Consider the following 19,367-nt stretch of genomic DNA (forward strand, 5'->3'; position numbering starts at 1 on the left):
GGCCCGGAAAGGGACCGGGCAGGATGTTCCGCCCGATCGTTCCATCAGCTTCCCAGGTTGGTCTCCAGCCATTTTTCCAGCCAGTGGATGTTGTAGTCGCCCTTCTGGATGTCGGGCTCCTGCAGCAGGGCGTGGAACAGCGGGACGGTGGTGTCGACCCCGTCGACAATCAGTTCGGCCAGCGCCCGGTGCAAACGCGCCAGCGCCTCGTTGCGGTCGCGACCGTGCACGATCAGCTTGCCGATCAGGCTGTCGTAATAGGGCGGGATCCGGTAGCCGTCGTAAAGCGCCGAGTCGATCCGAACGCCCAGGCCGCCGGGGGCATGGTACTGGGTGATCTTGCCGGGGCAAGGCGCGAAATTCGGCAGCTTCTCGGCGTTGATCCGCACCTCGATGGCGTGTCCGTTGATCTCAAGATCGTCCTGGGTGAAGGACATCGGCAGCCCCTCGGCCACGCGGATCTGCTCGCGCACCAGGTCGACGCCGAAGATGGCCTCGGTCACCGGGTGCTCGACCTGAAGGCGGGTGTTCATCTCGATGAAGTAGAACTCGCCGTTCTCGTAGAGAAACTCGATCGTGCCGGCGCCGGCATAGTTGATCGCGGCCACGGCGTCGGCGCAGGTCTTGCCGATGCGGGCGCGGGTCTCGGCGTCGATGCTGGGGCCGGGGGCCTCTTCGAAGACCTTCTGGTGACGCCGCTGAAGCGAGCAGTCCCGCTCGCCCAGATGTACGGCGTTGCCCTTGCCGTCACCGAAGACCTGGATCTCGATGTGGCGCGGCGTGCCAAGGTATTTCTCGATATAGACCTCGGGGTTGCCGAAGTTCGACTTGCCCTCGGCGCGCGCGGTGCGGAAGGCGTCGGGCAGCTCCTCGGCGGTGCGGGCCAGCTTCATGCCGCGTCCGCCGCCGCCGGCAGTGGCCTTGATGATGACCGGGTAGCCGATCTCCTCGGCGACGGTCTGGGCAGTGGCCAGATCGGGCACGCCGCCCTCGGAGCCGGGCACGCAGGGCACGCCCAGCTTGCGCATGGTTTCCTTGGCGGTGATCTTGTCGCCCATCACCCGGATATGCTCGGACGTGGGGCCGATGAAGGTGATGTCGTGATCTTCCAGGATCTGCACGAAGTTCTGGTTCTCGGACAGAAAGCCGTAACCGGGGTGCACGGCCTGGGCGCCGGTGATCTCGCAGGCCGAGATGATGGCCGGAATCGACAGGTAGCTGTCGGTCGAGGAGGGCGGGCCGATGCAGACGGTCTCGTCGGCCATGCGCACATGCATCGCGTCGGCGTCGGCGGTGGAATGCACCGCGACCGAACGGATGCCCATTTCGCGGCAGGCGCGGATCACGCGAAGCGCGATCTCGCCGCGGTTGGCGATCAGGATCTTTTCAAACATCGGCCGACCCGCGCTTATTCGATGATCATCAGCGGCGCGCCGAATTCGACGGCGGCGCCGTCTTCGACAACGATGCGCTTGACGGTGCCCGCACGGGGGGCGGGAATCTGGTTCATGGTCTTCATCGCCTCGATGATGAGAAGGGTCTGACCCTCGGAGACCTTGTCACCCACCGACACGAAGGCCGGCGCGCCGGGCTCGCCCTGCAGGTAGACGGTGCCCACCATGGGCGAGGTGACGGCGCCCGGGTGCTGGGCGGGATCATCCGAGGCGGCGGGTGCTGCAGGTGCCGCAGCGGGGGCGGCGGCCGGTGCGGGCGCGGCGGCGGGGGCCTGGGCAGGGGCCGGTGCGGCCTGAACGTGGCTTACCACTTCCTTGCGGCGCGACACGCGCACCTTGAGGCTGTCGTCCTCGCCGTAATCGCGGCGGACCTCCAGCTCGGTCAGGTCGTTTTCGCGCAGAAGCTCGGCCAAAGCCTGAATGAAGGCCACATCGGCGTCATGAGGTTTGTCTGTCATCCCATCCTCGGTCTTTATTGCCCGCAAGCACGGGGGTTTCCCGTAATTTCAGGGCCGTAATTTTTCGGGTGTATACGTCAGCAGGCACGGGTTGGAAAGCGGTGTCAACGAATTCTGTCCCCTGCCTCGCGCAAACGCGACCCTGCGGCAAGTGTCGCGAAGGGGCGGGCGGGCCGCCGGGCCATGCGGGCGCGGATGCCCGCCGGCGACGACGCGGGCCGCTCAGGGGGTCAGCAGCTTGATGTAAAGCGTCTCCAGGAAGGCCTCGGCCTCGTCGAAATGGGAATCGTCCTGACGGTTCAGCACCATGCGCACCTGGGCGTCGAAATCGGCGTAATGCTGGGTCAGCGCCCAGATCGAGAAGATCAGGTGATGCGGATCGACGGGCGCGATCTTGCCGGCCTCGATCCAGCCTGCGATCACCTCGGCCTTCCGGTCGACAAGGGCGCGCAGATCGGTCGCAAGGTGCCCCTCGAACCGGGGGGCGCCCTGAAGGATCTCGTTGGCGAAAAGGCGGCTTTCGCGGGGCATGTCGCGGCTCATCTGAAGTTTGCGCCGGACGTAGTCCAGGATCTCCTCCTGCGGGTCGCCGTCGGGGTCCAGCGCATGGAGCGGCGCCAGCCACGTGTCCATCAGCCCCGAAAGAAGGGCAATGTGGATGGCCTCCTTCGAGGGGAAGTAATAAAGCAGGTTGGGCTTGGACAGCCCCGCCGCCGAGGCGATCTGATCCAGCGTCGCCCCCCGGAACCCGAACATGGAAAAGACGCCCAGGGCGGCGTCGAGGATGATCTGTGTCTTGCGCTGCTGGGTCGGGGTGGGGGGGCGGCTGTCTGCGTCGGTCATGGCGGCTCCGATGGTGGCCGGACCGGGGGCAGGCAGTCGTGACGGGCCGGGGACAGGGCGCGGATCGGATGCGCCGGTAAGGACGGGCCGGGGAAGTTCCCGGCCCGATGGGTCACTTGCGGTTCATGCGGTTGGCGATCAGGTCGTCCACGACCTCGGGCTCGGCCAGGGTCGAGGTGTCGCCAAGGCTGCCGAAATCATCCTCGGCCACCTTGCGCAGGATGCGGCGCATGATCTTGCCCGAGCGGGTCTTGGGCAGGCCCGGCGCGAACTGGATCAGGTCGGGCTTGGCGATGGGGCCGATTTCCTTGCGGACCCATGTCTCAAGCTCTTTGCGCAGATCTTCGTCGGCGGCCTCGCCGGCCATCAGGGTGACATAGGCGTAGATGCCCTGGCCCTTGATGTCATGGGGGTAGCCCACGACGGCGGCCTCGGCCACTTTGGGGTGGGCGACCAGCGCGCTTTCGACCTCGGCGGTGCCCATGCGGTGGCCCGAGACGTTGATGACGTCATCGACCCGGCCGGTGATCCAGTAATAGCCGTCCGCGTCGCGGCGGCAGCCGTCGCCGGTGAAGTAATAGCCCTTGTACTGCTCGAAATAGGTCGAGACGAACCGCTTGTGATCGCCCCAGACCGTGCGCATCTGGCCGGGCCAGCTGTCGCGGATGCACAGGACGCCTTCGGCCTCGGTGCTGGAGATCTCGGCCCCGCTTTCGGCTTCAAGGATCACAGGCTCGATCCCGAAGAAGGGCAGGGTGGCCGATCCGGGCTTGGTGGTGGTGGCACCCGGCAGCGGGGTCAGCAGGTGGCCGCCGGTTTCGGTCTGCCACCAGGTGTCGACGATGGGCGCACGGCCCTTGCCCACAACGTCGTTATACCAGTTCCAGGCTTCGGGGTTGATCGGCTCACCGACCGTGCCCAGCACCTTCAGCGAGGACAGATCGTAAGGCTCGACGAACTCGGGGCCCTTGCCCATCAGCGCGCGGATGGCGGTGGGGGCGGTGTAGAACTGGTTGACCTTGTGCTTCTCGCAGACGGCCCAGAACCGGCCCGCGTCGGGGTAGGTGGGCACGCCCTCGAACATCAGGGTCGTGGCACCGTTGGCCAGCGGCCCGTAGACGATATAGCTGTGGCCCGTGACCCAGCCCACGTCGGCGGTGCACCAGTAGACGTCGCCGTCGTGGTAATCGAATGTGTATTGGTGGGTCATCGCGGCATAGACCAGATAACCGCCGCTGGTGTGCACGACGCCCTTGGGCATGCCGGTCGAGCCCGAGGTGTAGAGGATGAACAGCGGATCTTCGGCGTTCATCTCCTCGGGGGGGCAGTCGTCGCTGACGTCGCCTTCGACCTCGTGCAGCCAGAAATCACGCTCGTTCTCCATCGCGACATCGGCGCCGGTGCGCTGGACGACCAGCATCTTGCACTTGTGCTCGACCGTCTCGAAGGCCTTGTCGGCGTTGACCTTGAGGGCCGTGTTGCGGCCGCCGCGCGGGGCTTCGTCGGCGGTGATCAGCACCTTGGCTTCCGATCCGTTGATCCGGGCGGCCAGCGCGTCGGGCGAGAAGCCGGCGAAGACGATCGAGTGGATGGCACCGATCCGCGCACAGGCCAGCATGGCATAGGCGGCCTCGGGGATCATCGGCATGTAAAGCACGACCCGGTCGCCCTTTTCGACGCCCAGTTCCTTCAGCACATTGGCAAAGCGGCAGACCGAGCGGTGCAGCTGCTTGTAGGTAATGTGCTTGGCTTCATCCTCGGGGCTGTCGGGTTCCCAGATGATGGCGGTCTGGTCGCCGCGCTCTTCCAGATGGCGGTCGATGCAGTTGGCGGCGACGTTCAGGGTGCCGTCCTCGTACCATTTGATCGAGACATCGGGATATTCGTAGGTGACGTTCTTGACCTTGGAATAGGGCTTCATCCACTGCAGGCGCTTGCCCTGCTCGCCCCAGAAGGCTGCCGGATCCTTGACCGAGTCGGCATACATCTGGTCATAGGTCGCCTTGTCGGCATGGGCGGCGGCAGCCATTTCGGCGCTTGGCGGATAGGTTTTGGCGGTGTCGGTCATTGTCCCCCCATTGGATTATGTGGCGTGTTTTGCCTGTCCCTTGCGTCAAGCAATACCCGAAGGCCGCGCGGCTTCAAGGGGGCAGGGTCGCGGCGGCGTCCCCGGGGCGCCCGTCCGCACCCCGCGAACGGGGGCCGGGCGGGCGGTGTCGGGGGCGTCCCGGTGTCAGATGGCCAGGTATTCGTGGCGCAGTTTCTCGTCGGCCAGTACCTCGGCGGCCGAGCCGTCGTAGACCACCGAACCGGTGTCCAGGATCACCGCCCGGTCGGCCAGTTTCAGGGCCGCGACGGCGTTCTGCTCGACGATGATCGTGGTGATGCCCTGTTCGCGGATCAGGCCAAGGGTCTTGGCGATCTCCTGTACGATGACGGGGGCCAGACCCTCGTAGGGTTCGTCCAGCAGCAGGACCTTGACGTCCCGGGCCAGTGCGCGGGCGATGGCCAGCATCTGCTGCTCGCCGCCCGAAAGGGTCACGCCCTCCTGCTTGCGGCGCTCGCCCAGACGCGGGAAGAGGCCGTAGAGACGCTCGATCGACCAGCCGACGGGCTCGACGATCTGGGCCAGTTCCAGGTTCTCCTCGACCGTCAGGCCGGGGATGATGCGCCGGTCCTCGGGCACCAGGCCGATGCCTGCGACCGCGGCCTCGTGGCTGCGCATCTTGTGGAGGGCCTGGTGGTCCAGCCAGATCTCGCCGGTGCGCACCTCGGGGCTGTCCAGCCGCGCGATGGCCCGCAGGGTCGAGGTCTTGCCCGCACCGTTACGCCCCAGCAGGGCCAGGATCTCACCCTCGTGGATGGTGAAGCTGACGCCCTGCACGATGTAGCTTTCGCCGTAATAGGCGTGCAGATCGTGGACCGAGAAATAGGCCGGGGCCGTCGCCGCGTTGTTGGCGAATTTGTCGAAAGGAACGTTCATTTCGCGGTCCTCATGCCTGGGTTTCGCCAAGGTAGGCTTCCTTGACCTTGGGGTGGCCCTTGATGTTCTCGGGCGTGTCCTCGACCAGGGGCGTGCCCTGGGCCAGAACTGTGATCCGCTCGGCCAGGCTGAACACGACGTGCATGTCATGTTCGATGATCGCCATGGTGATGTCGCGGGTGGCCTTGATATGCTTGAGCAGGTCGATCGTGTTGTTGGTATCGGCCCGCGCCATGCCGGCGGTGGGCTCGTCCAGCAGCAGCAGCTTGGGCTCCTGCACCAGGCACATCGCCATCTCCAGCCGCCGCTTGTCGCCGCGCGACAGGGAGGCCGCGATCATGTCCCGCTTTTCCAGCATGTTCACGTCATCCAGGATCAGGCGGGCCTTTTCGCGGATTTCCACCTCGTCCTTGACCGACTCATAGGCGTGCATGCGGAACGCCCCGTCGCGCTTGGCGAAACAGGGGATCATCACATTCTCGAACACGGTCAGATCGCCGAAGATCTCGGGGGTCTGGAAGACCCGGCTGATCCCCATCTGATTGATCTCGTGCGGCTTGCGCCCCAGCACCGATTCACCTTGGAAGGTGACCGAACCGGTGTCGGGGATGAGCTTGCCCACCAGGCAGTTGAGAAGGGTGGATTTGCCGGCCCCGTTCGGGCCGATGATGGCGTGCACGGTGTTTTCAGCCACGCTGAGGTTGACGTTTCCCAGCGCCTGAAGACCTCCAAAACGTTTTCCGACGCCTTTTACTTCCAGGATACCCATAATGTGCGCTCCTTATTCGGCGGGTTGCTTGGCTTTGGCGTCGGGCTCAAGCCCGCCACCCTTGCGATTGTTGCGCCGGAAGACAAAGCGTCCGATCCGCTGTCCGCCCTCGACCAGCCCGCCGGGCAGGAAGATGACGACCAGCATGAACAAGATGCCCAGGGTCAGGTGCCAGCCCTTGCCGACGAAGGGGTGGACAATGGCGACGAGGAAATCCTCGGCCCCGTCCGGCATGAACGAAAACCACTGGTGAAGCACATTGTCGTTGATCTTGGAGAAGATGTTTTCGAAATACTTGATGAAACCGGCGCCCAGGATCGGGCCGATCAGCGTGCCGGCACCGCCAAGGATCGTCATCAGAACGACCTCACCCGAGGCGGTCCATTGCATGCGCTCGGCGCCCGCAAGCGGGTCCATCGCGGCCAGCAGGCCACCGGCCAGACCGGCATACATGCCCGAGATGACGAAAGCCGCCAGCGTGTAGGGGCGCGAGTTCAGGCCGGTGTAGTTCAGCCGCTGCTGGTTGGATTTGATTGCCCGAAGCATGATGCCGAAGGGCGAATTGAAAATCCGGATCGACATGTAGAAGGCCACAAGCAGGATGATCGCACACAGGTAGTAGCCCGCGTTGAAGTCAAAGGACCAACCGCCCATGTCCACGGTATAGGTGGAGCGCATCGACAGGCCGAAGAAATGCGGCAGGTCGGGCAGGCCGGCGCGGTGGAAGATCTGCGGATCGTCGGTGTAGACCTGAAGGCCCGTCTCGCCGTTGGTCAGGTTGAACTTCGGGTTCGACAGCACCGAATAGGCCAGCGCAAAGGACATCTGCGCGAAGGCCAGCGTCAGGATCGAGAAGTAGATCCCCGACCGCCGCAGCGAGATGTAGCCGATCAGCACCGAGAACAGCCCCGCGACGACCACGCTCAGCAGGATGGCGGGCACGACGTTGTAGCTGAGCAGTTTGAACATCCACACCGCCGCGTAGGAACCCACACCCAGAAAGGCGGCGTGACCGAAGGACAGGTAGCCGGTCAGACCGAACAGGATGTTGAACCCGATCGCGAAGATCCCGTAGATCACGAACCGCTGCATCAGGTCAGGATAGCCCGCGTTGAACTGCGCCATCGCCGAGGCTTCGGGGAAGGGGTTGAGAAGCACCGGCGCCAGCAGGGCCAGCAGCGCGACGATGATGAGTAGAGCGGTGTCCTTGGACGACAGACCCAGCATTGATTATTCCTCCATCACGCCTTTGCGGCCCATCAGGCCACGCGGACGGGTGAGCAGCACGATGATCGCGACAAGGTAGATGATGATCTGGTTGATCCCCGGCAGGGCCGAAGTCGCCCAGGAGGTCGAGGCAAAGCTTTCAAGGATCCCCAGAAGGAACCCCGCCAGCACGGCGCCGGGAAGCGAACCCATGCCGCCGACAACGACCACCACGAAGCTGAGGACCAGAAAGTCCATGCCCATGTGATAGTTGGGCGGGTTGATGGGCGTGTACATCACGCCCGCAAGCCCGGCGACGGCGGCCGCGATGCCGAACATCAGTGTGAAGCGGCGGTCGATGTCGATGCCCAGCATGCCCACCGTCTCGCGGTCGGCCATGCCGGCGCGCACCACCATGCCGAAGGTCGTGTAGCGCAGGAAGCCGAAGACGCCGCCGATGATGATAAGCGAGAAGGCAAAGTAGATCATCCGCCAGTAGGGATAGATGATCGTGTTGGCGTCGAACCCGATGACCGTGCCGATGTCGAAGGCACCGGCAAGCGCGCGGGGCGCGGGGGTGGGGATGGGGTTGGCGCCATAGAAATACTTGATGATTTCCTGCAGCACGATGGCCAGACCGAAGGTGACCAGGATCTGATCGGCGTGGGGCCGCTTGTAGAAATGCTTGATCAGGCCCCGCTCCATCACGAAGCCGACGAAGACCATGACCGGGATCGCGAACAGGATGGCCAGCGGCACCGACCAGTCGATGATCGCATTGCCCAGCTCGGGTCCGAACCAGTCCACGACATAGGGGGTTTCGACCTTCATGGGGTTGCCCAGAAAGTCGGTCCGCGTCTCATCCACTGTCAGGAAGCTGAGGCTGAGGATCCGCTGGAGAAAGACCGCGCAGAATGCGCCGATCATGAAGAGCGCCCCGTGGGCGAAGTTCACGACCCCCAGGGTGCCGAAGATCAGCGTCAGCCCGAGGGCGATCAGCGCATAGGCCGAGCCCTTGTCCAGGCCGTTGAGAATTTGAAGGATGAAAGCGTCCATCTCCCCACCTCGATGATGTTTGCTGCTGTCGGTCCGCCGCGTCGGGCGCTCGGGACCGAATAGGGGAAAGGCCGCACCGCGGCACGGCCTTTCCTATGAGTCGTGTCGGGCTCAGGCGCCGGGGTTGCACTCGCCCAGCTTGGCCTCGGCACCGCCGAACATGGGGTGGTCGGGGGCGTACATGACCTGATCCACGGGCGTGATCTCGACAATCTCCAGCGTGTCGTAGGCGCTGGTGGGATTTTCGGCGCCACGCACCACAAGGACGTCCTTGAAGCACTGGTGATCTTCGGCGCGGTAAAGCGTCTTGCCGTTGCCCAGACCGTCGAATTCGAACCCTTCCAGAGCCTCGGCCACGCCGCAGGGGTTGAAGGTGCCGGCACGTTCGCAGGCGTCGGCATAAAGCAGAACCTGTGCATAGCAGGTCTGAGCCGAGTTCGAGGGCGGCTTGCCGTATTTCTCGCCGAACGACTTGACGAACTGCTTGGAGCCTTCGTTGTCGAGCTGCCAGTTGTAGTTCATCGAGCCCAGAACGCCCTTGATGTTCTCACCGGCACCGGCGGCCATCAGTTCCGAGTAGAGCGGCACGACGATCTTGAAGTCCTTGCCGTTCACCTGCTTGCTGAGCAGGTCGAACTGGATGGCGTTGGACAGCGAGTTGACCATGTTTCCGCCGTAGTGGTTCAGGACCAGCACGTCGGCGCCCGAGTTCAGGACCGGCGTGATGTAGGACGAGAAGTCGGTCGAGGCGAGGGGCGTCTTGACGGTGTTGACCGTCTCCCAGCCCAGAGCCTCGGTCGAGGCGACGATCGACTCTTCCTGGGTCCAGCCCCAGTTGTAGTCCGCCGTCAGGTGGTAGGCGCGGCGATCCGAACCCATTTCCTTGGCCAGCACCGGCGCAAGTGCTGCACCCGACATGTAGGCGTTGAAGAAATGGCGGAAGCCGTTGGCCTTGCGGTCCTTGCCGGTGGTGTCGTTGGCATGGGTCAGACCGGCCATGAAGATCACGCCGGCTTCCTGGCACAGGCCCTGAACGGCCACGGCCACGCCCGAGGACGAGCCGCCGTTGATCATGATGGCGCCGTCTTTTTCGATCATCGACTTGGCCGATGCACGGGCGGCGTCGGATTTGGTCTGGGTGTCGCCGGTCACATACTGGACCTTCTTGCCCAGAATGCCGTTGCCCTTCAGCGCCTTGGAGCTGAAGGTGTTCAGGCAGCCGCCGTCGCCTTCGCCGTTCAGATGCTCGACCGCCAGCTGCTGCGCCAGAAGCTCGTCCGCGCCTTCATCGGCGTAGGGGCCGGTCTGGGGCACGTTGAAACCCAGCGTGACCGTGCTGCCCTGCGGCGCGTTGGTATAGCCGGAATGGGCCGCGGACCACACCTGGCCGGTGAAGATGGTCGGCATCGCAAGGCCGGCACCGGCGGCAGCGCCGGTGCGCATAAGGCCACGGCGGGTCAGAATGTTCTTGGACATCAATTTCCTCCCTTGAGTGTCAGCCGACAGTCAGGTGTCTCCTCAAACACGTCCGCCGGCACTCCTTTTACAGAGTGAGGGCATTATCGCTTCACAATCGAAAATTTCGCAACAACTCCTTTTTTCGCAACGTTTTTTTTGTAAATAATTCCACATAGGATTAAGCCAGCTTGTAAATTGTTTGACGTTTGCCGTCCCGTCGCGCCCCGTTTCGGAAAGGAAAATCCCGATGTCCACAAGCTTTACCGGCGACCGGATCCGCGAACGCCGCATGCAGCGGGGCATCAAGCAGACCGAGCTGTCGCGCCGGGTCGGGATCTCGGCCTCCTACCTCAACCTGATCGAGCATAATCGCCGAAACATCGGCGGCAAGCTTCTGCTGTCGCTGGCGGATGCGCTGGGGGTTGCGGCATCCAGCCTCTCGGAGGGCGCCGACGAGGAGCTGCTGGACACCCTGCGCGACGCGGCGGGGCCGGCCTTGGACACGGATCGCGCCCCGGCGTCGGGCGGCGCCGCCGCGCGGCCCGAGCGTGAGGCAGGGGTGGAAGATCCGGGTTCTCTGGTGGCCCGCTTCCCGGGCTGGGCCCGCGTCGTGGCCGCCCAGCACCGCCGCATCGCCGCGCTGGAGCGCACGGTCGAAGGGCTGTCGGACCGCCTGGCCCATGACCCGGTTCTGGCCGAGAACCTGCATGACATCCTGTCAGCGGTCACCTCGGTCCGCTCGACCGCCTCGATCCTCAACCAGACACCGGACATCGACCCGAACTGGCGCGCGCGCTTTCACGCAAACCTGCACGAGGACAGCGCCCGCCTGGCCCGCACTGCCCAGTCGCTGGTCTCGTATTTCGACGCGATGGCCCGGGAGGAGACGGGGTTCGCCGCGCCCACCGAGCGCGTGGAATCCTACCTGGCCGCAGCCCGGCACCACCTGCCCGAGCTGGAGAGCGACGGGACGGAGGAGGACGGGGAGGCCCGGATCGAAGGGCTGGCCCGCCGCATGGCCCGCGACGGCGGCGCCGAGGAGCTTGCCGTCGCCCGCCGAGTGGCGCGCCGCTATGCCTCGGACGCGGCGGCGGTCGCCCCGGACCGGTTGTTGCAGGCGTTGGACCGGCACGGGCTGGAGCCCGCCGCGATCGCGGGGGAGCTTGGCCAACCCCTGTCGCTGATCCTGAGGCGGCTGGCCTGCCTGCCGCCCGAGGGGCCGTTGCAGCGCGTGGGGCTGGTGTTGTGCGACGGGGCGGGGGCGTTGCTGTTCCGCCGCCGGCTTGAGGGATTTCCGATGCCGCAATTCGGCGCGGCCTGTCCGCTCTGGCCGCTATACCAGGCGTTGTCGCGCCCCCACCTGCCGTTGCGCCAGCTGCTGGAGACGCCGGGCGGTCAGCGCGTGCTGGCCTTCGCTGTGGCCGAGCCTCGGGGTCCGGCACAGTTCGACGCGCCCCCCGTCCTCGAGGCGACGATGCTTGTGGTGCCGATGGACCTGGCCCACGCGCCGGATGCAATGGGACAGGACGGCGTGCCCCCGATGGGACTGGAGGGGGCCGCGCTTGGCGTCGGTTCCTCCTGCCGGACCTGTCCGCGCCCCCGCTGCCCCGCCCGGCGCGAAGGGTTCGCAGGCGCCGCCGAGGCCTGAGCCGCGTTGCCTCTTGGGGGAAAACGGCACGCGCGCGCGTCCTCGAGGCCCCTTGCTGCGGCATCACGGACCCCGCCCGCAACCCTTTCGCGACGCTTGGGTTTTGACTCGTCTCCAGGAACCGGCAATATACCGCACAGTCGGCGGTCCCACGGCGGGCCCCGCGACCGGCCCTGGGCGGGCGACGCACGAACTCGACGCAGGGGAGGGCGGGGAGTGGCCAAGACCGTTCTTCTGATCGAAGACGAACCCAACATCACCGAGGCCATGCGCTTCATTCTGCAACGCGACGGCTGGAGCGTGTCGATCCACGCCGATGGCGCGACCGCGCTGGATGCGGTCGACCGGGTGCGGCCCGATGTGGTGGTTCTGGACGTGATGCTGCCCAACCGCAGCGGGTTCCTGATCCTGCGCGACATCCGTGCCGCCCGGCAGACCCGCGACCTGCCGGTGCTGATGTTGACCGCCAAGGGCCAGGAGAAGGACCGCGCCCTGGCCGAAAGCTACGGGGTCAGCCATTTCATGACCAAGCCCTTCTCGAACCAGGAGATCCTGGCACGCCTCCAGGAGCTGACGCAGCCATGAGCGGGCGGCCCGCCAGGCAGGGGCGCGCCCCGCGATGAGCGACCAGGGCACACCACTGTTCCTTGAGCATCGCAACTACCGCCGGCGGCGCATGTTGGACGCGGTGCGGCTGCTGCCCTTCGTGGGCGTGATCCTGTTCTTGGCACCCGCGCTGATGCCCCGCGTCACCGAGATGAGCCTGTCGGGCCGCGTCATCTACCTTTTCGTCGCCTGGTCCGGCCTGATCCTCGCCATCGCGCTGACCACCCGCACCATCACCGGCGCCGAGGCCGAGCCGCGATCGCCCGGCGCGCCGGGGGGTGCCGGCGGGACCGGCGCGCGCGGGACCGTTGACACGCCGGCGATGCCTTCGCCGCCGCGCGATGGCGGATCGCCGGGGCGATGATCGGCTTCAACCTCCTGCTCGGGGTGGCGCTGGTCTATGTCGCCTGTCTGTTCGCCGTCGCCTTCTGGGCCGAGCGGCGGGCGCGGCAGGGTCAGGAAAGCTGGCTCCGCTCGCCGCTGATCTATACCTTGTCCCTGTCGATCTACTGCACCGCCTGGACGTTCTATGGCGCCGTCGGCTACGCCGCGCGATCGGGCCTCGAATACCTGACGATCTACCTGGGCCCGACGCTGGTTTTCGTCGGCTGGTGGTGGATCCTGCGCAAGCTGGTGCGGATCGGGCGGTTGCAGCGGATCACCTCGGTCGCCGACCTGATCTCGTCGCGCTTCGGCAAGTCGAACGCGCTGGCAGTGATCGTGACCCTGCTGGCCGTGGTCGGCACCACGCCCTATATCGCCCTGCAACTTCAATCTGTTACCTTGTCCTTCGCGGCCTTCGCCGCCGCCAACCCCTCCGGCTGGGACCTGAGCGACCTGGACCAGACGGCGTTCTGGGTGGCGGCGGGGCTGGCGCTGTTCACCATCCTCTTCGGCACCCGCAACCTCGATGCGAACGAGCGGCACCACGGGGTCGTCATGGCCATCGCCGTCGAGGCTGTGGTCAAGCTGATCGCGCTGCTGGCCGTCGGCATATTCGTGGTCTGGGGCGTGGCCGACGGCATGGGCGACATGCTGGCGCGGATCGATGCCTCGACCCTGGTGCAAAGCCCGGTCGCGCCCGATCGCTGGGTCGCGCTGACCTTCCTGGCGGGGGCTGCCGTGATCTGCCTGCCGCGGATGTTCCAAGTGATCGTCGTCGAGAACTCGGACGAGCGCCACCTGAGCACAGCCGCCTGGGCCTTTCCGCTCTACCTGATGCTGATGAGCCTGTTCGTCGTCCCGATCGCCGTCATCGGCCTGGCCGAACTGCCCGCCGGCTCAAACCCGGACCTCTTTGTTCTTTCCCTGCCACTCAGCCACGGTCAGGGAGAGGTGGCGACGCTGGCATTTCTGGGCGGCTTCAGCTCGGCCACCTCGATGGTGATCGTGGCAGCGATCGCGCTGTCGACCATGGTGTCGAACCACGTGGTCATGCCCCTGTGGCTGACCCTGCGCCGCGAGGGCGCAACCGTTTCGGGTGACGTGCGCAAGGTCGTGCTGCTGTCACGCCGCATCAGCATCGGCGGCGTTCTCCTTCTGGGATACGGATATTTTCGATTTTCCGGGGGCGGTGCGGCGTTGGCGTCCATCGGGTTGATCTCGTTTGCGGGGGTGGCGCAGGTGCTGCCGGCGCTGCTGGGCGGGATCTTCTGGCGCGGGGCCACGCGGTATGGCGCGGGGGCCGGCCTGATCGCGGGCTTCCTGATCTGGGCCTACAGCTTCTTCCTGCCCAGTTTCGGCGCCAGCCCGATGATGCCCGCGACCCTGCTGGCCGAGGGACCCTTCGGCCTTGGCTGGTTGCGCCCGACCGCCCTTTTCGGGATCGAGGGGATGGACCCGCTGGTGCATGCGATGTTCTGGTCGATGCTGTTCAACGCGGGCTTTTTCATCGCCATCTCGCTGGTCACCTTCCCGACGCCGCTGGAGCGGTTGCAAGGCGCGCAGATCGTCAATGTCTTCGATCACTCGGGTCGGGCGCGGGGGTGGCTGGGCACCAAGGCCGAGACCGAGGACCTGCTGGTCATGGCCCAGCGGATCCTTGGCCCCGGCGATGCGCAGGCGCTATTCCAGCAGGCGGCCGCCCGGCAGGGAAGCACCGGATACCTGCCCGAACCCACGCCCGAGTTTGTCGAACTGCTGGAGCGCGAGCTGGCGGGATCGGTGGGTGCGGCGACGGCCCATGCCATGGTGGCCCAGATCACGGGCGGGGCCGCGGTCTCGGTCCAGGACCTGCTGGCGGTGGCCGACGAGACAGCTCAGATGCGCGAATACTCCACCCAGCTTGAACTCAAGTCGCGCGAGCTGACCCAGACCGCCCGCCAGCTTCGCGATGCCAATGCCAAGCTGACCGATATCTCCATCCAGAAGGACGCTTTCCTCAGCCAGATCAGCCACGAGCTGCGCACGCCGATGACCTCGATCCGGTCATTTTCCGAGATCCTGCTGGACGGTGACGGGCTGAACGAGGAGGCGACGCGCCGCTATTCCGGTATCATCCACGAGGAGAGCATCCGCCTGACCCGCCTGCTTGATGACCTGCTGGACCTCAGCGTGCTGGAGAACGGGCAGGTGGTGCTGCACCGGCAGGACGTGCTGTTGCGCGACGTCCTGGATCGCGCCCAAAGCTCGGCCGGCGGGTCGGCTTTGGTCGGTCGTGCCCCGGGTCCCGATGCGCCCCCCGGTGCGGCGCGCGCGCCCCTGCGGATCGAGCGGCAGCCGCTGGCGGAATCGGTGCGCCTTGTCACCGACGGCGACCGGCTGGCGCAGGTTTTCATCAACCTGATCTCCAACGCCCGCAAGTATTGCCAGCGCGACCACCCAGTCCTGCGCATCGTCCCCCGGGTCGAGGGGAACCTGCTGACGGTGGATTTCATCGACAACGGCCGGGGCATTCCCGAGAAGAGCCAGCAGATCATTTTCGAGAAATTCGCGCGCCTGTCGGACGAAAGCGCCGCCGGCAGTGCCGGGCTGGGCCTGGCCATCTGCCGCGAGATCATGCTGAAGCTGGGCGGCGGGATCGATTACCTGCCGGGGCAGGGCGGCGCGGCGTTCCGGGTGACATTGCCGCTTTGAGCGTGGGGTGCGGGGCTGACGCCCTGCGCAAACGAAAACGACGGCAGGGGGCCTGCCGTCGTCTCCAGTCTTTCTAGTCGGGTCGGGTCCCGATCACATCGCGGGCTCCAGCCGGCGGGCCACCGGCGGGGCGGCGAACATGCCGGTCGCCATGGCCGCCAGGAAGACCAGGCCGCCAATGCCGCCATAGCTCAGCGAGGCAAGCGCCGGTCCGGGGCAGAGGCCGGCCAGGCCCCAGCCCATGCCGAACATCACCGAGCCTACGACCAAGCGACGGCCCAGGTCATCGGTCGAGGGGGGCGGGAAGGCGCCGCCGAGGGCGGGCATGCGCCGCATGGCAGCGATCCGCCAGGCGATGAACATCGGCACGATGGCCCCGCCCATCACGAAGATCAGCGTCGGATCCCAGGCGCCAAGCACATCAAGGAAGCCTTGGACCTTGGCGGTGTCGGTCATCCCCGACAGCATCAGACCGGCGCCGAAAAGGCCGCCCGCGATTACCGCGGCAAGATTGCGCAAGTTCATCAGATCACCCCCAGTGCGTGACGGAAGAGGGCGACGGTCAGGACGCCGGCGCCAATGTAGATGAGGGTCGCGACGATCCCCCGGATGGACAGCCGCGAGATGCCGCAGACGCCATGGCCGGAGGTGCAGCCGTTGGCCAGGCGCGTGCCCAGGCCGACCAGCAGACCGGCGGCGATCACGACGACCCAGTTGCCGGTGAGGTTGGTGTCGGGGGCGCCCCCGGTGACCAGCATCAGCACCGCCGGCACACCGATCACCCCGGCCAGGAACCAGAGGCGCTCGGAGCGCGTCTCGCGGGCCGAGCCGTCGACGACGGCACCAAGAATGCCGCTGGCTCCCATGATCCGCCCGTTGACCAGAAGGTAGAAGGCCGCGCCCAGGCCGATCAGCCCGCCGCCGACGAGACCCCAGATCCAGTCTTGTTCCATGCAATTCGCTCCTGCGTGGGTGGGGGGCATCGGCCCCCCGTTTGATGTCGGCCCCTCGCCGCGGCCCCGGGGGCGGGCGACAGGGCAGTTCGGCCGCTTATATATGCGTATTCGCGCATATTGCAACGTCTAGCTGCTGTCGATGACGTCCGGTCGCCGGATCGTCACCGGATCGTCACCGGGTTTTCGGCCCGGGTCGGGGACGTCAACTCAGCAGCACGCCCACGATGACCATGCCCAGCCCCAGGCCCGACAGCGACAGCGCCGCGAGGTTGAGGGCCACGACCTTCTGCATGCGCTGCTGTATCTCGGCATGCGGGGCGCCCGAGGTGCGCGCCCGCGCCGCCAGCACGATGCAATAGAGAAGGCCGCAAAGGCCGATCACCGACAGCGCCGCCCCGATCCAGACCAGAATTTCCATATCGCCTTGCCCCGCTTCGTCCGATGTCACTTCAGATTGTCACAGTCGCCTAATCCATGCACCGCCCCCGGGCAAGGTTCTTGAAGCCCGGCGGGGGGGGCGATACGGAAGGGGTCTTTGACACCCTCCAGCAGACCGAGGCCCCGATGAGCGATTCCGAATCCGACATGAGCTACCGCGTCACCGCGGACGAACTGCGCCAGTTCATCGAGCGCTTCGAGCGGCTCGAGCAAGAGAAGAAGGACGTGGCCGAGCAGCAGAAGGAGGTCATGGCCGAGGCCAAGGCCCGCGGCTACGACACCAAGGTCATGCGCAAGGTCATCGCCCTGCGCAAGCGCGACAAGGATGACATCGCCGAGGAAGAGGCGGTGCTGGAGATGTACAAGGAAGCCCTCGGCATGAGCTGAGCGCCCGGGCGGGAACGCGCGGGGGAGGTCATTCCCCGCCGTGCCGCCCGACCACGGGCCCCAACGGGCCCCACGCCCCGTTTCAGGGCAGGCATTCCAGCAGCGCGGTCGCGGCGTCCAGCGCGGCCGCGGCTTCGGCCCGGGTCTGGGCCACGGCGCTGGACTGGCGCCGGAAGGGGATGCCGTTGGCCTCGAGAAAGCTGCGCGCCAGCGCCCCCCGGATCGCGAAGTTCACGTTCTGGGGCATGTCGCCCAGGGCATCGACCACCTTGCGCGCATCCAGCTTGGCCACCACCACACCGACCACGGCGCCGTCGTTGTCGATCACCGGACCGCCCGAATTGCCGGCCTGCACCGGGGCCGAGATCTGGATCAGCCGGTCATCGCCTCCCGGCCCCCTCAACCCCGCGACCGAGCCGCGTTGAACGTTCAACCCGCCCAGCAGCCCATGCAACGGATAGCCGGCGATCGTGACATCGCTGTTCAACCCGGCGGGCCGGTCGGCGATCGGCAGCGGGCGGGCACCCGCGATCGGCATGATCGCCTCGACCGCGGCCAGGTCGAAGCCTGCGCTTTCGGCCATCAGCCGGGCCGGGATGCCGTTGACCGACAGCGCCCGGCAACCTTCGACCACGTGGGCATTTGTCAGGTAGACCCCCGATGAGTTGATCAGAAAACCGGTGCCCGTGCCGCCCGTGTTGCGGGGGGCGGGGGCAGGTTCGGGCATCCGTGGCGACACGATGGGCGCGGGATCGCGCGGTGCGGCCCCGTTCCAGCGGTCGATCAACAGGTCGAGCGGGCCACCGGGGTCGGGCTCCAGCGCGACGGGCCCGCCTTCGCGGATGGACGAGGCGACAAGCCCGATCTCGGGCTTGGCCGAGGAGGGGCCGTAGACCACCACCGTACCCCAGCCGCCCGCCCGCCGGTCCGAGCGCAGGTAGAACAGCCCCCGGCCCAAGGTGCCGCTGGAGACCCAGCGGTCCGCGCGGCGCAGCATGTAGGGCGGATCGTTGCGCCGGCCGCCTGCGGCAGCCTCGGCAAAACGTGCGTGGATGCGGCGCAGGGCGGCGTCGCCGACGGTTCCGAACTGGAACGACAGACCCGTCTCGGGATCTTCCCAGCTTTCGCCTAGACCGTCGCCGTCGCGTTTGCCGGGGCGCAGGCGCGCCGTCGGCAGGGCAAGCGACAGGCCCGTGTCGGCGGCCCGGCGCATCCGCCAACCGCCGTCGCGCAGGATGGTGCGCGCCTCGGCGCCCAGGCGCATGACGTCGCCCATGCGGGCATCGCGCCCCATCCGGCGTTGCGACCAGGTGTTCAGCGCCGCCTGGCTGCCGCGCCCCCATTGGCCGTCCAGCAGCCCGGTGTAGTCGCCCGAAAGCGCCAGCGCGGCCTGCAGGGCACGCTTGTCGTCCCGCGATAGGGGCCGCGCGTCGAACATCCGGCGCGGATCAAGCGTGGCCGCATCGCGGGTCGCTGGAACCTCCTCGACCAGTGAATCGGGGGGCAGTTCGACCGGGTTGCGGCTTGTCGCCTGCAGGGGGATCCGGCTGGTATAGACGCGCCCGGTCGAGCAATAGGCGTCGCGCGGGATCAGACCGTTGCGCTTGGCCCGGTCGAGCACCCCGTCGGCGCCCCGCTGGCGAAGCAGCCCGCGCGAGATGGCGTGCCAGCCATTGCGCGAAAGATAGACCGAAGGCGTCTCGCCGGCGGCGTCGGGATTGGCGCGGATGAAGTCGCGCACCTCGGCCATGCTGCGGCGCGAGGCGACGATCACGGCGCATTCGCCGTCGGGGATGTCCACGGGCTCGGCCCGGGCGGGGCTGGTGGCGGCCAGCAGGCAAAGGCCCAGCGCCGCGATGCGGGCAAGGCGCCCCGGTGGCGGCAGGACGGCGATCGGCGTGGAAAGGCGGGGGCGGGACATTGGCGGCTCCTGTGCGGTCGCATCGGCGATCCTGCACAGAAGGATAGACCGACGCGCGGGCCGTTCAATCCGCCTCGATCCGCATGCGTGCAACGCGTTCCCGGAAAAA

General features: G+C 66.6%; 18 protein-coding genes. 5 read left to right on the plus strand and 13 right to left on the minus strand.

Annotated features, from left to right (window positions below; all coding sequences use genetic code 11):
- Window positions 1-44: 44 nt before the first annotated feature.
- The 9 genes from accC to CLV77_RS05695 all read right to left on the minus strand — a co-directional run bounded on the left by accC (window position 45) and on the right by CLV77_RS05695 (window position 10,245).
- Window positions 45-1,394 carry an acetyl-CoA carboxylase biotin carboxylase subunit gene (gene accC / locus CLV77_RS05655; RefSeq protein WP_076978880.1) on the minus strand — a complete coding sequence of 450 codons (1,350 nt, stop codon included), beginning with the start codon at window positions 1,392-1,394 and terminating at the stop codon, window positions 45-47.
- A gap of 14 nt (window positions 1,395-1,408) precedes the next feature.
- A complete protein-coding gene (accB, locus tag CLV77_RS05660) occupies window positions 1,409-1,912 on the minus strand; it encodes an acetyl-CoA carboxylase biotin carboxyl carrier protein (protein ID WP_076978879.1) in 504 nt (167 codons plus the stop codon).
- Between the two features lie 222 nt (window positions 1,913-2,134).
- Window positions 2,135-2,755 carry a TetR family transcriptional regulator C-terminal domain-containing protein gene (locus CLV77_RS05665; RefSeq protein WP_076978878.1) on the minus strand — a complete coding sequence of 207 codons (621 nt, stop codon included), beginning with the start codon at window positions 2,753-2,755 and terminating at the stop codon, window positions 2,135-2,137.
- 112 nt (window positions 2,756-2,867) lie between these two features.
- On the minus strand, window positions 2,868-4,823 hold the full coding sequence (acs, locus tag CLV77_RS05670; protein ID WP_076978877.1) for an acetate--CoA ligase: 1,956 nt from the start codon (window positions 4,821-4,823) through the stop codon (window positions 2,868-2,870).
- Window positions 4,824-4,988: 165 nt separating this feature from the next.
- Window positions 4,989-5,738, minus strand: coding sequence for an ABC transporter ATP-binding protein (locus CLV77_RS05675; protein ID WP_076978876.1), 750 nt, complete (start codon window positions 5,736-5,738; stop codon window positions 4,989-4,991).
- A 10-nt stretch (window positions 5,739-5,748) separates the two neighbouring features.
- Window positions 5,749-6,507, minus strand: a complete 759-nt coding sequence (locus tag CLV77_RS05680; RefSeq protein WP_076978875.1) for an ABC transporter ATP-binding protein — start codon at window positions 6,505-6,507, stop codon at window positions 5,749-5,751.
- A gap of 12 nt (window positions 6,508-6,519) precedes the next feature.
- Window positions 6,520-7,734 carry a branched-chain amino acid ABC transporter permease gene (locus CLV77_RS05685; RefSeq protein WP_076978874.1) on the minus strand — a complete coding sequence of 405 codons (1,215 nt, stop codon included), beginning with the start codon at window positions 7,732-7,734 and terminating at the stop codon, window positions 6,520-6,522.
- 3 nt (window positions 7,735-7,737) lie between these two features.
- Window positions 7,738-8,769: a branched-chain amino acid ABC transporter permease gene (locus CLV77_RS05690; protein WP_076978873.1), complete on the minus strand. Its 1,032-nt coding sequence runs from the start codon at window positions 8,767-8,769 to the stop codon at window positions 7,738-7,740.
- A gap of 111 nt (window positions 8,770-8,880) precedes the next feature.
- The gene (locus CLV77_RS05695; protein ID WP_076978872.1) at window positions 8,881-10,245 is read right to left on the minus strand and encodes a substrate-binding protein; all 1,365 of its coding nucleotides are present in this window, start codon (window positions 10,243-10,245) and stop codon (window positions 8,881-8,883) included.
- 229 nt (window positions 10,246-10,474) lie between these two features.
- Here CLV77_RS05695 and CLV77_RS05700 point away from each other — a divergent pair, with 229 nt between their 5' ends.
- From CLV77_RS05700 to CLV77_RS05715, 4 genes are all read left to right on the plus strand, one after another.
- Window positions 10,475-11,875: a short-chain fatty acyl-CoA regulator family protein gene (locus CLV77_RS05700; RefSeq protein ID WP_076978871.1), complete on the plus strand. Its 1,401-nt coding sequence runs from the start codon at window positions 10,475-10,477 to the stop codon at window positions 11,873-11,875.
- A 216-nt stretch (window positions 11,876-12,091) separates the two neighbouring features.
- Window positions 12,092-12,460, plus strand: a complete 369-nt coding sequence (locus CLV77_RS05705) for a response regulator transcription factor (protein ID WP_076978870.1) — start codon at window positions 12,092-12,094, stop codon at window positions 12,458-12,460.
- Between the two features lie 34 nt (window positions 12,461-12,494).
- Complete coding sequence (locus tag CLV77_RS05710) at window positions 12,495-12,845, plus strand: hypothetical protein (RefSeq protein ID WP_076978869.1); 351 nt, start codon at window positions 12,495-12,497, stop codon at window positions 12,843-12,845.
- On the plus strand, window positions 12,842-15,556 hold the full coding sequence (locus CLV77_RS05715; RefSeq protein ID WP_100053046.1) for an ATP-binding protein: 2,715 nt from the start codon (window positions 12,842-12,844) through the stop codon (window positions 15,554-15,556). Before CLV77_RS05710 ends, CLV77_RS05715 begins: the two co-directional genes overlap by 4 nt.
- Before the next feature lie 93 nt (window positions 15,557-15,649).
- On the opposite strand, the gene CLV77_RS05720 is transcribed toward CLV77_RS05715, so the two are convergent.
- The 3 genes from CLV77_RS05720 to CLV77_RS05730 form a co-directional block, all read right to left on the minus strand.
- Window positions 15,650-16,081, minus strand: a complete 432-nt coding sequence (locus CLV77_RS05720) for a DUF6691 family protein (RefSeq protein WP_416171595.1) — start codon at window positions 16,079-16,081, stop codon at window positions 15,650-15,652.
- Window positions 16,081-16,509 carry a YeeE/YedE family protein gene (locus CLV77_RS05725; RefSeq protein WP_076978868.1) on the minus strand — a complete coding sequence of 143 codons (429 nt, stop codon included), beginning with the start codon at window positions 16,507-16,509 and terminating at the stop codon, window positions 16,081-16,083. Before CLV77_RS05725 ends, CLV77_RS05720 begins: the two co-directional genes overlap by 1 nt.
- 205 nt (window positions 16,510-16,714) lie before the next feature.
- Window positions 16,715-16,930, minus strand: coding sequence for a hypothetical protein (locus CLV77_RS05730; protein WP_076978867.1), 216 nt, complete (start codon window positions 16,928-16,930; stop codon window positions 16,715-16,717).
- 146 nt (window positions 16,931-17,076) lie between these two features.
- On the opposite strand from CLV77_RS05730, the gene CLV77_RS05735 reads away from it, so the two are divergent.
- Window positions 17,077-17,337: a DUF2312 domain-containing protein gene (locus tag CLV77_RS05735; protein ID WP_076980946.1), complete on the plus strand. Its 261-nt coding sequence runs from the start codon at window positions 17,077-17,079 to the stop codon at window positions 17,335-17,337.
- Window positions 17,338-17,419: 82 nt separating this feature from the next.
- Here the strand turns inward: CLV77_RS05735 and CLV77_RS05740 are convergent, their stop codons facing one another.
- Window positions 17,420-19,258 (minus strand): S1 family peptidase, encoded by a 1,839-nt coding sequence (locus CLV77_RS05740; RefSeq protein ID WP_076978866.1) that lies wholly within the window; start codon window positions 19,256-19,258, stop codon window positions 17,420-17,422.
- Window positions 19,259-19,367: the final 109 nt, after the last annotated feature.

The sequence above is a fragment of the Brevirhabdus pacifica genome, assembly GCF_002797755.1.
Lineage (GTDB): Bacteria > Pseudomonadota > Alphaproteobacteria > Rhodobacterales > Rhodobacteraceae > Brevirhabdus > Brevirhabdus pacifica.